Here is a 13,083-nt window from a genome sequence, read left to right as displayed (position 1 = left end):
CACCCGAGCCGGTTTCCCACCGCACGCCCACTGCGCTCCCTTCCGAGCGGGCCCGGCCGCGCCTCCCCCCGCACTCAGGACCGCGGCCGGGCCCGCACCCCCCTCAGGAGCGGGTGCGGGCGTCTGAGAAGCGGGCCAGGACGAGCGACTCGACCACGCCCACGACCGCGTACGCCAGGATGGACACGGCCGTGACCACCACGATGTCCGCCCACACCTCGTCATACCTGAAGCCGCCGATCGCCCGCAGGATCTCGGCGCCGATCCCCCGCCCGGTGGCCAGCCACTCGGCGATGAGCGCGCCGATGATGGAGGCGGGCACGGAGATCCGGGCAGAGGCGAAGACCGAGGGCATCGCCGTCGGCACGGCCACCTTGCGCAGGACGGTCATGCGGGTCCCCCCGTACGCCATGATCAGGTCGGTGGCCTGCGGCGAGGCGGACCGCAGCCCGAAGGCGATGTTCACCAGCGCGGGGAAGAACACGACGATGCCGCCGATGACGGCCACGCCCAGCACGTCCCGGCCGAAGATCAGCGTGATCAGCGGCGTCATCACCACGAGCGGCACGGAACGCAGCAGCATGGCGACCGGCATGAACGTCTGCTCGACGGTCCTGAACAGCACGAACGCGACCGCCACCGCCATGGCGGCGACCATCCCGCAGGCGAACCCGATGGCGGCGTCCCTGATCGTGATGCCCAGCGCGCCGAACACGGCCTCGCGGTGGGCGGCCGAGGAGGTCAGGTACTCCCAGACCTGCGGCGGCCGCTTGCCGACGAGCGGGCTGATCCCGAACGCCTCCAGGGCCAGCCACCACGCGGCCACGACGATGACCACGGAGGGCAGCAGCGGGCCGACGATCCTCAGCACGGTGCGGCCGATCACTGTGACTCGCCTCTCGACCAGGGGGTGACCACGCGCGCGACGAGGGCGACGATCGCGTACCCGAGCCCGGCGATCAGCCCGGCCACGAGCGCGAGTCCCCACGTGCGCGGCACCTGGAACTGCTGCTGGGAGATCATCAAGGAGACGCCGAGCCCCGCGTCGTTGCTGCCCAGGTACTCGCCGATGATGGCGCCGAGCAGCGCGGAGGGCGCGGAGATCCGCAGGCCGGCGAACGTGCTCGGCAGGGCGGAGATGATCTGCACGTAGCGGAGCCTGGCCAGGCGGCCGCCGCCGTACACGGTGACGACGTCGAGGCTGGCCCGGTCGGCGGAGCGCAGCCCGAGCAGGGCGCCGATGAGCGTGGTGAAGAAGACGGAGATGGCGGCGAGGAACACCACGGTGGCGTCGCCGCCGAAGACCACCAGCACGATGGGGCCGATGGCGAGCAGCGGGATGCAGTAACTGATCACGGCGAGCTGCGTGGCGACCGCTTCCAGCCGGGGCACGAGCAGCACCAGCAGCGCCACGCCGATGGCCAGCCCGTTGCCCCACAGGAAGCCCTGGACCGCCGCGGTGAGGGTGGCGGAGATGTTCGGGCCGTAGAAGGCCCAGCCGTCGTCGCCCATGGCGGCCAGCACCGCCCACGGCGTCGGCACCGCGCCGCCGCCGGCGAACACGGTCACGGCGAGCAGCCACCAGAGCCCGATGAGCGCGACGACGCCGAGCAGCCCCTGGACACGCCTCATGAGCCGTGCCCGAACAGCAGGTCGCTGAGGTGGTCGTGGATCGCGTGGAACTCGGGCGTACGCATCATCTCGGGGGTGCGGGGCCGCGGCAGGCCGATCTCCACCATCTCGACGACCCGCCCAGGGCGGGGGCTCATGACGGCCACCACGTCCGACAGGAAGACGGCCTCGCCGATGCCGTGGGTGACCATGAGCGTCGTGGCGGGCTTCTCGGTCCAGATGCGCAGCAGCTCCAGATTGAGCCGCTGCCTGGTCATGTCGTCCAGCGCGCCGAACGGCTCGTCGAGCAGCAGCACGCTGGGCTTGACCACCAGCGCGCGGGCGATGGACACGCGCTGGCGCATGCCGCCGGACAGCTCGGCGGGCCTGGCCTTCTCGAACCCCTCCAGGCCGACCAGCTTGATCAGGTCGTCGATCTGGCCGGGCTCCGGCTTGATCCCGGCGACCTCGAGCGGCAGCCGGATGTTGGCCGCCACGCTGCGCCAGGCCAGCAGCGCCGAGTCCTGGAAGGCGATGCCGAGGTGGTGGCTCCTGCGCAGCTCCTTCGGGGTCTCGCCGTTCACCCGGATCTCGCCGGACGTGGGCTCTTCCAGCCCTGCCAGGATGCGCAGCACCGTGGACTTGCCGCAGCCGGAGGGGCCGAGCAGCGACAGGAACGAGCCCTTCGGCGTCTGGATGTCCACCCCTTGGAGCGCGGTCACTCCCTTGCCGAAGGTCTTGTTCAGCCCCGCGATGCTGATGCCCGTCATGACAGCTTCAGGCTCGGGTCGGCCTTGTAGACCTCGTCCAGGATCGTCAGGTCGAAGAGCTGCTCGGCCTTGATGTTCAGGCCCGCCTTGGCCAGCGACGCGATGTTCTGCTCGATCAGCTCGGGCGTGATCGTGAACAGGCCGTTGGCCTTGACGTCAGAGGTGACCACGAGCTCGTTCTGCATCTTGGCCTCCTCGGTCTGCTCCTTGACGTCGAGGTTCTGGTCCTTGCCGTAGACGGTGGCGGCCAGCTCGGCGGACTTGGCCGGGTCGGCGACGGCGTCCTTCCAGCCCTTGATCTCGGCCGTCAGGAACGCCTTGAGCTTGTCGCGCTCCTTGTCGATGGTCTCCTGCGTCACCGTGAACGTCTCGGCGACCAGCGGCAGGCCGGCGTCGGCGAACAGCAGGTAGGCCGGGTCGTGGCCCTGCATCCGCAGCCGTACGGGGCCGCTGGTGACGAAGCCGACGTAGCCGTCGAGCTGCCCGGAGGTGAGCATCGACGGGTCGGACTGGAACGGCACCCTGGTCACGCTCGACGGGTCGATGCCGTTGGACTTGAGCAGCGCGTTCCACACCAGCTCGTTGGAGTCCTGCACGCCGATCTTCTTGCCGACGAGGTCCTTGGCCGACTCGATCGGGTTCTTCTTGAGCGAGACGATCGCGAACGGGTTCTTCTGGAAGGTCGCGCCGACGATCTTCAGCGGGGCGCCCTGGAGAATGGCCGGCGCGGTGATCGTGGGCGCGGAAAGGCCCGCCCAGCAGCGGCCCGTGGCCAGACCGGACTCGACCGAGGTGCCCGAGCCGCCGCCCGACAGCAGCTCCACCTGGGAGAACCCGGCGGCCTTGAAGTACCCCTTGGTGTCGGCGAAGTACTCGCCGGCGAACTCGACGTTCTTCTTCCAGGAGAGCTGCAGCTTGACCGAGCCGAGGCCACCGCCGGAGGAAGCGGCCGACGTGCCGCCGTCGCCGCAGGCGGCCAGACCGAGCGCCAGACCGGCCAGACCTGTTGTCCGCAGGAACGCGCGGCGATCGAGGGAGTTAGCCATAATTCTTCCTTGCAGCGGCGGGAACGTGCAGGTCAGGACGGTATCTATCGATTATTACCATCGTGTGACGGTGGTTTTGGACAGCGTGGCACGGCCGGGGCCCGCGACGGGGGAACGCGGGAAAACCGCTGGCGACCCCTGTAGGTCCCTACGAGAGTGCCGTTCGAGGACCGTAGATCCCTCCAGCCGCCAGGAAGCTCCGGTAGCGTCGAGCGTGAAATGAGACTCGACGGAATCCCTCTTTGGGACGGTACCGAATACCGAGGCCCGGTCGATCTGAGCTGGGAGCCGGACCGCATCATCAGCGTGCGGCCGGACGCCGAGCCGCGCCACGACGGCCTGTGCGTGCTGCCCGGCCTGGTGGACACGCATGTGCACCTGGTCGGCTACGCGGGTCCCGGCGACCCGCCGGACTTCGCGACCTGGCCGCTGGTCACCACGCGGGACGAGCAGGTGTTGCACGGCGCCGCCCACGCCCAGCGGGCCATGCGGCACGGCGTGACGACGCTGCGCGACCTGGCGGGCGACGAGGCGCAGGTCGCGCTGCGCCGGGTGTTCGACGCGGGCGTGCTGCCCGGGCCGCGCATCCAGGTGCACGGCGTGGTGGGGATGACGGCGGGGCACAACGATCTGTTCGTGCCGCCCGCGGTGCCCGCGAGGAAGCCCACGGCCGACGGCCCCGACGAGTGCCGCAAGCTCGTCCGCACCTGGGCCCGCGCCGGCATGGACGGCATCAAGCTCACCACCAGCGGCGGCGTGCTGTCGATCGGCGACAGGAACGCCTGGCGCAACTACACCCGCGACGAGATCAGAGCGGTCGTGGACGAGGCGCACGCGCTCGGCATGCTGGTCGCCTCGCACGCCCACTCCGAGGACGGCATCCGGGTGGCCGTCGAGGAGGGCGTCGACTCGATCGAGCACGGCACGCTCATGAGCAAGGACCTGGCCGAGACCCTGGCCGCCCGCGGCACGCCCGTCGCGCCGACGCTGCTGATCAACGAGGCCATCGCCGCGGGCCGTGTCCCGGTCACGCCCGAGGCCAGGGCCAAGGCCGCCGAGCTGGTCGCCACCCGCGACGTGCTGCTGGCCCAGGCCGCCGCGCTGGGCGTGCGGTTCGTGCTCGGCACCGACGCGAACGGCCACCACGTGCAGTTCGGCGACCAGTTCGCCGAGGTCGTGCACATGACGCGGGTGCTCGGGCTGGACGCGGAGTCGGCGCTGCGCGCGGCCACCTCCGACGCGGCCGACTCGATCGGCATGCCGGTGGGCAGGATCGCTCAGGGGCTGGGCGCCGACCTCGTCGTGCTGCGCGGCCGCCCGTGGGAACGCATCGAGGACCTGGCCGTCGAGAACATCGTGGCCGTGGTCTCGCGGGGCCACGTCGTCGCGGGCCGCCTGCCCTGACGGGTCCTATGCGCCCTGCGCCTATTGCGTCTCTCGCCCTGACCGCAATGCCAGGTACAGGTCGGTACGGTCCCGCATCGACGACATCCGCCGCCCGGTCAGCTCCTCGATCCGCTGCATCCGGTAGCGCAAGGTGTTGACGTGCACGTACAGCTCGTCGGCCGTGCGCTGCCACGACCCGCACGTCTCCAGGAAGATGTCGAGCGTGCGCAGCAGCTCCGAGCCGTGCCGCGCGTCGTACTCCTCGACCGGTCCCAGCAGGTGGTCGCGGAAGGACCGGCGCACGCTGGCCGGCAGCGCGGCCAGCAGCAGGTCGAAGCTGTCGATGTCGGCCACCGACATGATCGACACGGGCCCCGGCCCGCCCCGCGCGGACTCCATGCCGCGCCTGGCTGTCTCCAGCGCCTCGCCGAGCTGCGACACGCTGGCCGCCATCTCGCTGATCCCGGCCGCGATGCTCATCCCGGGCCGCTCGGCGGCCAGGCCGCGCAGCTCGTCCGCGAGGCTCTTGCGCGAGGCCCTGCCGTTGACCAGCACGATCGCCTCGCGCGGCGTGCCACCGACGATCAGGTGTCGCCCCTTCCTGGCCAGTCCCTCGTGCAGCACCTCGGGCAGGTCGTAGTCGGCCTGACCGGTGAGGGTGACCGCCATGGCCGCGGTCGGCAGGCCCGGGTCGGCGCCGAGCAGCCGCAAATGCGCGGAGACCTCTCCAGGCGGGATCTGGCCCAGCACGTCGAGCAGCGTCTGGGCCCTGACCCGGTCGGCCCTGCGCTGCTCGGCCGCGAACCCCTCGACGGTCACGACCTCGGTGATCGTCCCGAACGACTGGTCGGGAGCGGCCAGGAGCAGCGGCAGCCGGCGCCGTTCACACGCCTTGACCAGCTCGTCGGGCAGCTCGCCGAGCACGATCAGCCCCACGACGAGCCCGGCGGCGTCGCTGGCCCACAGGGCGTCGGCGAAGCGCTCGCAGTCGGACGGCTCGCCGTACCAGACGCCGCTGGTCAGCACGAGGTCGCCGGGCTGCAGGTAACGCCGGGGGTCGGGCAGATCGGTGGGGTACGCGCGCCGGATCTCGCGCTCGAGCACCTCGTGACCCGTCACAAGCGTCAGCCGTAGGTCGTCGCGTGCGAGCAGGTCCGCCAGCCTCATGAAATCTGATGTTATGCCAGCTCAAAGGCTGAGACTTCAGAGGTTCGCACGATACTCCCACCATGCGCGGTCCGGTTTACTCGTTGTCATGCGTCCCAAAGCAGAGCTCCATCTGCATATCGAAGGCACCCTCGAGCCCGAGCTCGTCGTCGAGCTGGCCAGGCGTAACCGGATCGACCTGCCGACCTTCGACGTGGACGCCATCCGCGCCCGCTACTCCTTCACCGATCTGCAGTCGTTCCTGGACGTCTACTACGAGCACATGGCGGTCCTGCGTACCGAGGAGGACTTCTACGACCTCGCCGCCGCCTACCTGCGGCGGGCCCGAGAGCAGGGGGTGCGCCACGCGGAGATCTTCTTCGACCCGCAGGCGCACCTGAGCAGGGGCGTGCCGCTGGAGGTGGTGTTCGGCGGGCTGTCGGCGGCGTTGAAGGACGGCGACGTGTCGGCCGCGCTCATCCTGTGCTTCCTGCGTGACCGGGGCGCGGACGAGGCCGAGCAGGTGCTGCGGGCCGCACTGCCGTACCGGGACTCCTTCATCGGGGTGGGGCTGGACTCGGCGGAGGTGGGCTATCCGCCGTCGCTGTTCAGGCGGGTGTTCGACATCGCGGCCGGCGAGGGGCTGCGGCGGGTGGCCCACGCGGGCGAGGAGGGCGGCCCCGACTACGTGTGGGAGGCGCTGGACGTGCTGCGCGTGGAGCGGGTGGACCACGGGATCAGGGCGATGGAGGATCCGCAGCTCGTGGCCAGGCTGCGGGAGGAGCGGATCCCGCTGACCGTGTGCCCGCTGTCGAACGTGCGGCTGCGCGCCGTGCCGTCCCTGCGCGACCACATCCTGCCCGCGATGCTGGACGAGGGCCTCGTCGTGACCGTCAACTCGGACGATCCCGCCTACTTCGGCGGATACGTGGAGGACAACTACGTGGCGCTCCAGCGGGAGCTGGGGATGACGGACGAGCAGCTCGACCGGATCGCCCGCAACTCCTTCGACGCCTCTTTCGCCTACGACGAGACGACCATGGCGTAGGCCCGTCCGGGGCATCACACTGGTGCGTGTCACGGGGAGGCCGATCATGACCGCACCTACCGGGCCGTCGCAGCAGGCGGCCCCAGAACGCCGCCCGGAGCTCGACGCCATGCGCGCTCTCGTGGTGGTCGGGCTGGTGTTCTTCCACGCGTCGCTGGTGTTCGACACGAGGGACGACTACTACGTCAAGAACGCCGAGACGACGCAGATCACGTTCTTCATCGCGGCACTCTGCGTGATCTGGGCGATGCCGCTGCTCTTCCTCATCGCCGGTCTGGGGTCGTGGCACTCGATGCGCCGCCGCGGCCCCGGCGGGTTCGCCGTGGAGCGATTATTGCGGCTGGGGGTGCCGCTGGTCTTCGCCACGGCCACGATCATGCCGGTGCCCCAGTGGCTGCGGCTGCGGGCCGATCCCGCCTACCACGAGTCCTACCTGGCGTTCCTGCCGAAGTTCTATGCCGTGCGGGTCGATCTGAGCAATTTTCCCTTCGTCCTGCGCGGAACGTACTTCGAGACCGGCCACCTGTGGTTCGTGGTGCTGCTGCTGACGTTCTCGCTGCTGCTCGCGGCGGCGGTCCGCTGGGGCCCGCCTGCCCTCGAGTGGCCCGCCGCCCTCTCGCGGCCGCGCGGCGGGCTGCTGGTGCTCGGGCTGCCGATCGCGCTGGTCTGCGCCTTTGCAGGGCTGGAGGAGTCGTTCAGCGGCTGGAGCCGGTGGGCGTTCCTGCTGTTCTTCCTGTACGGGTACTTCTTCGTGAGCGAGCCCCGGTTCCGCGCGGCGATGCGGCGTGACTGGGTGCCCGCCGCCGTCGTGGGCGTCGCGCTGATGGCGGTGGGGGTGCCCGGCTTCGTCATCGCGGGCGACGCGCCCGGCGCGGACCCGTTCACGGACATGACCCCGCTCGCGATCGGCGCCCGCACCCTGTACGGTCTGGCCGGGTGGTGCTGGCTGGTCGCGATACTCGGCGCCCGCGACCGCCCGCGCCCGCTGTCTGCCTCCGGGAAACCGCCGCGCCGGGTTTACGCCTATCTGTCCTCCGCCGTGCTCCCCCTGTACGTGCTGCACCAGCCGATCGTCGTGGCGGTGGCCTACTTCGTGGTGGGCTGGAAGGCGCCGATCCTGGTCGAATACCTGGTGATCGTGACGATCTCGCTCGTCCTGACCGTGGGCGTCTACGACCTGCTGGTGCGGCGTACCAGGGTGACCAGGTTCCTGTTCGGGATGCGGGAGCCTACGGCAAGGTGAGGATGACCGGGCCGTCCGCGGTGATCGCGACCGTGTGCTCGACGTGCACGCTCCTGCTGTCGTCGCCCGAGCACACCGACCAGCCGTCCTCGGCCATGTAGTAGTCGTCGTCGCCCCCGGCCATCAGGCTGGGCTCGATCGCGATCACCAGCCCCGGCCGCAGCCGCAGCCCGCGGCCCGCGGGGGCCTCGTTGGGCACAAAGGGCGACTCGTGCATGGCCCGCCCGATGCCGTGGCCGCCGAAGTCGTTCTGCATGCCGTATCCCGCGCCGCGCCCGACCGTGGACATGGCGTGGCCGATGTCGCCCATCCGGCCGCCGGGCACCGCCGCCGCGATGCCAGCCGCCAGCGTCTCCTCCGCCACCCTGATCAGCTTGAGGTCCTCCTCGCGCGCGTGCCCGACGGTGAAGCTGACCGTGCCGTCGGCATGCCAGCCGTCGATGATCGCGCCGCAGTCGATGCTGATCAGGTCGCCGTCACGCAGCCGGGACGGGGTCGGCAGGCCGTGCAGCATGACCCCGTTCACGGAGGTGCAGATCACCCCGGGGTACGGCGTCGCACCGAACGACGGGTGATACCCCAGGAACGACGCCCCCGCGCCGGCGTCCTCCATGACCGTCCTGGCCACCTCGTCGAGCTGCTTCAACGACACCCCGACCGCGGCCTGCTCCCGCACCGCGGCATGGACCGCGGCGACGACCCTGCCCGCTTCGCGCATCGCGTCTATCTCACCGGCCGACTTGAGCTCGATCACGACCCCTCCTTAGCTCGTGGATCGATAACTATACCGGTATTATTATCGCGATGTCGACGAGCCTCGAAGGCCGCGCGCCTGCCCTCGTCGGCGACGTGGTAGACCTTGCGGCCGTCGGCGGACCTTCGTCCAGCCGGGCTGCTCATGCCCCCTTCCGATGCCGGATGGTGCAGGTCAGGAGCCTGGAGGATAGGGCGGGGAAAGACTCCACACCCGGATGACTCCGTCGTCGGCAGCGGAGATCGCCACCGGTTGGCCGTCGATGTCGGCGATCGTGGCAGCGTGAATGTCACCCCACGTGCCGGTGATCGTGGTGAGGTGTCGGCGGGTGCGCATGTTCCAGAGCCGCAAGGTGGTGTCGGAGCCGCCGCTGATGGCGAGGGGGACGTTGTTCGCCGTCCCCACGCCCACGGCCCGTATGTCGTCAGTGTGGCCGCGCATCGAGGCGAGCACCCGCAGCGAGGTCAGATCCCAGACGGTGACCGCGCTCGTTTCGTCATCGCTGCCGCCGATGACCGCGACCGGGCGACCGTCCAGCGAACCCACCGCCACCGCGCAGATGTTGTCGGTCCGCACCGGGATGTCGATCGAGCCAAGTTTCTTGCCGGTGGCGAGATCCCACAGCGTGGCCACGTCGGCGGCGCCAACGGTGACGGCCACCGGTGTCCCGTTTCGCTGCCCGGTGGCCACCGCGTTGACGTCGTCGCTGTGTCTGAGTTCGGAGCCGATCTGGCGCCGGGTGCGCAGGTCCCACACGCGTGCGGTGTTGTCGGCGCCGCCGGTGACGCCGACGGGCGTGCCGTTCACCTCGCTGACGGCGACCGCGAGCACATCGTCCGGATGGCCGGTGAATCGGCCCAGTTCGCGGTGGTTGTTGAGGTCCCAGACCCGCGCGGTCTGGTCTGTGCCGCTGGTGACCGCGATCGGGGCCCGATCCAGTGTGCCGATCGCCACGTCTGTGACCTCGCCGGAGTGCCCGGTCAGCGGAGCGCCCAGCTGCTTGCGGGCACGCAGGTCCCAGATCCTGGCCGTCGCATCGTGGCCCACACTGACCGCGATGGGCAGATCGCCGAGCCGGCCGGCGGCGACACCATAGACCTCACCCGAGTGCCCGTTGAACGCGTCGCCGATCTGCTGCCGTCTGTTGAGGTCCCAGACGCGCACGGTCAGGTCGGCGCCGGTGGAGACCGCGATCGGGGCTTCGTCGAGCCGACCGGTCGCGACCCAGAACGCCGCCCGGCTGTGCGCCGTAATGGCCTCACCGATCTGGGTCTGCGTGGAGAGGTTCCACACGCGTAGGGAGCCGTCGAGGCCGGCGGTGATCGCGACGGGCACCTCCCCGAGCCGTTCGACCGCGATCGACCGGATGTCCCCTTGGTGGCCGCGCATCGGCTTACCGTGTCGCTGATGATCGTCCAGGTCCCACATCAGGAGTTCGTCGTCCACCGCGGTGAGCGCGTACTTACTGTCGTTCAGGTCAGCGACGGCGACGGCGCCAACGGACTCGCCGCCGCCGTCCAGCGGCGCGCCGACCTGCTTCATCCCGCGCAGATCCCATACATGCGCGACTCCCTCACCGTCGCCGCTGATCGCGATCGGTGAGTCCTGGAACTGCGTGACCGCCACGCTGCTCACCTCGTTCCGCCCGCGGATCGAGCCCATACGGGTGCCCGTGTCGGCGTTCCACACGTGGATATCGCTGTCGTCACCGGCCGCCACCACCACGGGTGTCTCGCCCACCTGGCCGAGCGTCCCCCAAAAGGCGTCGGACTCCGCGATAGGCTTGCCGATCTGCTCATGCGTACGCAGATCCCACAACCGGAAGCGATTGTCCCCATCCGAGGTGAGCACAACCGGCGTTCCGTGGTAATCGCCGAGAGCGACCGACCTGACGACGTTGCCGTGCCCGCCGAGCGGCTTGCCCAGTTGGCGCCGGGTCCGCAGATCCCAGACTCGGGCGGTGTTGTCGGAGCCGCCAGTGACCGCGATGGGAATGTCACCCAGGCGGCCCACTGCCACCGGCAGCACGTAGCCGGTATGCCCGGCCATCGTCTCACCGGATGCCGCGCCGAACGGCACCGCCTTCACCGGGGACCGAGAGCTCTCCGACGGCGCCGCTGCTTGTGGATACAGCAAGTACGCCACGAGTAACAGCCCCGCGCACACCGCCCCCGCCGTCGAGCCCAGCACCAGCCGACGCGTCTTCCACAGCCCCGACCGGGGCCTGAGCTGGGGCTGGGTTGACCTCGCCGGAGCCTCCTGCAGCTCCAGCAGCGCACGTACGGCCTCCGCCGCAGTCGGACGGCGCCGCGGATCACGGTCCAGGCACCTCGCCAGCAACGGCCGCAACGGCGCCGGAACCCTGTCCAGATCAGGGGATCCGTGCAGGACCCGGTGGACGAGGGCCGGCAGGCTGCCGTTGCCGAAGGCGGGACGGCCGCCGGCGGCGAAGACCAGCGTCACGGCCCACGCCCACATGTCGGATTCCTGCGTCGCCCTGGCGCCCGCGAACTGCTCGGCTGACATGTAGGCGGGCGTGCCGACCAACCCGGTCGTGGTCGCCGTCTCGTCCAATGCCTTCGCGATACCGAAATCGATCACTCGCGGGCCGTCCGCGCCGAGCAGCACGTTGCTCGGCTTGAAGTCCCGATGCACGATCCCGGCCCGGTGGATGGCTGCCAGCGCCGCCGCCGTGCCCAGGCCCAGCCGTACCAGCCCACCCAGATCACGCGGGCCCTCCCGGGTGATCAGATCGTGCAGGGAGACCCCGTCGACAAATTCACTGACGATGTACGGCACGCCGTGGTCCATGCCGACGTCCAGCACCCGGGCGGTGTACTCGGCCACTCGCCGGGCAGCCTTGGCCTCACGTAGAAAACGCTCCCGCTCGCGAGGGTCCTGGGCGAAGCGGCTGTGCAGAACCTTCACGGCGACGCGCCGTCCAGCGGAGTCGCGTGCGAGGTAGACGGTGCCCTGGCCGCCCTCGCCGACCCTGCCGAGCAGACGATATCCACCAACCTGATCCGGCTCGCCGGAGCGTAACGCCTCAACCCGTGTCACTGAACCTCCCCAGTGATCACCTTAGCGATCACATTGGGGCACGTGTCCCACACGGAAGGTCGTGGTGAGACATAGCAGAAGCAGCAGGCCTACGCGCGTTATCTCTCAACCGGAGCCGTGGCTGCGGATTTCCGCCGCCAAGTCGCCGAGAGACTCGACCGGATGCTCGATCTCCATCCAGGGGAGCACCAGATCGGTGGTGTCGTAGCGAGGGAGCACGTGAATGTGGAAATGGAAGACGCTCTGCCAGGCGGTCTCGCCGCTCGCGTGCCAGAGGTTGACGCCCGGCGCCCGCAACGCGCCGGTGAGCCGCCGGCTCACCAGGACCGTGGCCCGCATGACCGCCTCAGCCGCCTCGAGCGGAAGGTCCGCCAGGCTCCGGTGATGCTCTCTCGGGACGACCAGGGTGTGTCCCTTGGTGACCTGGGCGAGGTTGAGGAAGGCGAGCGCGTGCTCGTCCTCGTAGACGGTCTGGGAGGGCTCCGTGCCCCGGACGATCCTGCAGAAGACGCACGGGGAGGCCATGGATCATGATCCTCGCAGCCCGCTCTTCACGCTCTCAACTGTTTATTCAGCGCTCCAACAGCCGGTGGAGGAGCGCGCCCTGACCGGATTGCAGCACGTGAGCGTGTTGGAGCGGTATCCAGAAGCACTCGAACCGCGTGGGCTCCCCCTCCCCGTCGTGCTCTTCGCGGCTCATCCAGCGCTCGGGGGTGTCCTCGTGAAGAGCCAGCTGGAAGACGTGGCGGCGCTGGATCTCGGCGCGGTAAGGGGTGATGTCGTACTCGGCCACCCCCAGCTTCCGCACGATGCCGAACGCGGCCAGCCCGGTCTCCTCCCGCGCCTCCCGGAGTGCCGCGTCGTGAGGATCCTCCCCCGCCCTGACCGTCCCAGCGGGGACCTGTACGCCGACCTCCTCCCAGCTGTAGTCCACGTGGCGGAAGACCAGAAGCCTGTCATCCCGGACGATGTAACAGAGAACTTTCTCGGTGATCGCCTTGTTCGCCAACGGTCGGCCT

General features: G+C 69.9%; 12 protein-coding genes. 3 read left to right on the top strand and 9 right to left on the bottom strand.

The genetic code is table 11. The features are described 5' to 3' along the window. Positions 1 to 103: 103 nt before the first annotated feature. The 4 genes from ACIBVN_RS36110 to ACIBVN_RS36095 are packed head-to-tail and all read right to left on the bottom strand — an operon-like array spanning position 104 to position 3,427. Entirely contained in the window at positions 104 to 886 is a 783-nt protein-coding gene (locus ACIBVN_RS36110) for an ABC transporter permease (protein WP_397144261.1), read from the bottom strand. After that, positions 883 to 1,632: an ABC transporter permease gene (locus ACIBVN_RS36105; protein WP_397144259.1), complete on the bottom strand. Its 750-nt coding sequence runs from the start codon at positions 1,630 to 1,632 to the stop codon at positions 883 to 885. The genes ACIBVN_RS36110 and ACIBVN_RS36105 overlap by 4 nt, the downstream gene beginning before the upstream one ends. Further along, positions 1,629 to 2,381 carry an ABC transporter ATP-binding protein gene (locus ACIBVN_RS36100; RefSeq protein ID WP_397144257.1) on the bottom strand — a complete coding sequence of 251 codons (753 nt, stop codon included), beginning with the start codon at positions 2,379 to 2,381 and terminating at the stop codon, positions 1,629 to 1,631. The genes ACIBVN_RS36105 and ACIBVN_RS36100 overlap by 4 nt, the downstream gene beginning before the upstream one ends. Next, positions 2,378 to 3,427, bottom strand: a complete 1,050-nt coding sequence (locus ACIBVN_RS36095) for an ABC transporter substrate-binding protein (RefSeq protein WP_397144255.1) — start codon at positions 3,425 to 3,427, stop codon at positions 2,378 to 2,380. Before ACIBVN_RS36095 ends, ACIBVN_RS36100 begins: the two co-directional genes overlap by 4 nt. Before the next feature lie 219 nt (positions 3,428 to 3,646). Between ACIBVN_RS36095 and ACIBVN_RS36090 the strand changes: the two genes are divergently transcribed. Further along, a complete protein-coding gene (locus ACIBVN_RS36090) occupies positions 3,647 to 4,831 on the top strand; it encodes an amidohydrolase family protein (RefSeq protein ID WP_397144253.1) in 1,185 nt (394 codons plus the stop codon). Between the two features lie 21 nt (positions 4,832 to 4,852). On the opposite strand, the gene ACIBVN_RS36085 is transcribed toward ACIBVN_RS36090, so the two are convergent. After that, positions 4,853 to 5,980: a PucR family transcriptional regulator gene (locus ACIBVN_RS36085; RefSeq protein ID WP_397144251.1), complete on the bottom strand. Its 1,128-nt coding sequence runs from the start codon at positions 5,978 to 5,980 to the stop codon at positions 4,853 to 4,855. Positions 5,981 to 6,068: 88 nt separating this feature from the next. On the opposite strand from ACIBVN_RS36085, the gene ACIBVN_RS36080 reads away from it, so the two are divergent. Then, entirely contained in the window at positions 6,069 to 7,007 is a 939-nt protein-coding gene (locus tag ACIBVN_RS36080) for an adenosine deaminase (protein WP_397144249.1), read from the top strand. Positions 7,008 to 7,053: 46 nt separating this feature from the next. After that, on the top strand, positions 7,054 to 8,250 hold the full coding sequence (locus tag ACIBVN_RS36075; protein ID WP_397144247.1) for an acyltransferase family protein: 1,197 nt from the start codon (positions 7,054 to 7,056) through the stop codon (positions 8,248 to 8,250). Here ACIBVN_RS36075 and map read toward each other — a convergent pair. The 4 genes from map to ACIBVN_RS36055 form a co-directional block, all read right to left on the bottom strand. Then, entirely contained in the window at positions 8,237 to 9,004 is a 768-nt protein-coding gene (gene map, locus ACIBVN_RS36070; protein WP_397144245.1) for a type I methionyl aminopeptidase, read from the bottom strand. The genes ACIBVN_RS36075 and map overlap by 14 nt on opposite strands. Positions 9,005 to 9,178: 174 nt before the next feature. Continuing rightward, the gene (locus ACIBVN_RS36065; protein WP_397144243.1) at positions 9,179 to 12,064 is read right to left on the bottom strand and encodes a serine/threonine-protein kinase; all 2,886 of its coding nucleotides are present in this window, start codon (positions 12,062 to 12,064) and stop codon (positions 9,179 to 9,181) included. Positions 12,065 to 12,169: 105 nt separating this feature from the next. Beyond that, positions 12,170 to 12,589 carry an HIT family protein gene (locus tag ACIBVN_RS36060; RefSeq protein WP_397144241.1) on the bottom strand — a complete coding sequence of 140 codons (420 nt, stop codon included), beginning with the start codon at positions 12,587 to 12,589 and terminating at the stop codon, positions 12,170 to 12,172. A 46-nt stretch (positions 12,590 to 12,635) separates the two neighbouring features. Next, positions 12,636 to 13,073 (bottom strand): NUDIX domain-containing protein, encoded by a 438-nt coding sequence (locus ACIBVN_RS36055; protein ID WP_397144239.1) that lies wholly within the window; start codon positions 13,071 to 13,073, stop codon positions 12,636 to 12,638. Between the last annotated feature and the right edge of the window lie 10 nt (positions 13,074 to 13,083).

It is taken from the genome of Nonomuraea sp. NPDC049400 (assembly GCF_044466425.1).
Classification (GTDB): domain Bacteria; phylum Actinomycetota; class Actinomycetes; order Streptosporangiales; family Streptosporangiaceae; genus Nonomuraea.
The sequence above is the reverse complement of the archived record's forward strand: the minus strand, read 5'-3'. Positions and strand labels throughout refer to the sequence as shown.